At 46.1% G+C, this 670-nt stretch carries 1 protein-coding gene; it reads right to left on the reverse strand.

What is annotated here, in order from left to right; translation table 11 throughout:
- Window positions 1–264: 264 nt before the first annotated feature.
- Window positions 265–408 carry a hypothetical protein gene (locus PPOP_RS23385; protein ID WP_006286319.1) on the reverse strand — a complete coding sequence of 48 codons (144 nt, stop codon included), beginning with the start codon at window positions 406–408 and terminating at the stop codon, window positions 265–267.
- Between the last annotated feature and the right edge of the window lie 262 nt (window positions 409–670).

Below are 670 nucleotides of genomic sequence, written 5' to 3' on the forward strand. Positions count from 1 at the left end.
GGCGTTCTCATTGGACACTCCTCCCTACGTAGCCCGCCGGCTTAATTGTTATTTGAGAGGGGGCGAGAGGCCCCCGTATGGTTCACCTTAATATCAACGTTACAGTGTTAAGGATGATAGAAATGACAATCAACACGATTGTAATGTCTTCCTTTTTCATCCGCTCATCCGCTCCTTTCCGTTATATTGCCTTTCGGACTGTGGTATACTTGAGTCAGACGACCGAGCCACTACTCGCCCCTACAGGGGCGGGTAGCTTCCCTACTATCGAAGCAGGGAGATGATGGCGGTTGCGAGTTGGGCCAGAGCCGTGAGAAGCAGGACCCATTCGCGAACCTTGACGCGGTCGTCTTTTTGCTGTGGCGGCTCTTTTGGCTGCGACGACCTATGTTTTTTCTTTTTGGCCATGTTGTTCACCTCCTTTCTATATCTCTATTATATACTGATATCACTATATAGTCAATGCTTTTTGTACTGTTAACAGTATAATTTTTATCGTTTTTGTGGTATGTTATTGTTGAGGTGATAACATTATGGAAAACAAACAGAAGGCTTCTACGCGAGCCAAGAATAAATACAACGCTGCGAATTATGAACAGATAAATTACTGGGCTAAGAAGGGGGAACGCGTCAGAGTGGATGCAGCAGCAAAAAGCAGCGGTAAAAGCCG

This window comes from Paenibacillus popilliae ATCC 14706 (assembly GCF_000315235.1).
Taxonomy (GTDB): domain Bacteria; phylum Bacillota; class Bacilli; order Paenibacillales; family Paenibacillaceae; genus Paenibacillus_B; species Paenibacillus_B popilliae.

Coding starts and splice junctions, on each gene's coding strand:
- PPOP_RS23385 (WP_006286319.1), bottom strand. CDS start 408: ATGGCCAAAAAGAAAAAACATAGGTCGTCGCAGCCAAAAGAGCCGCCA.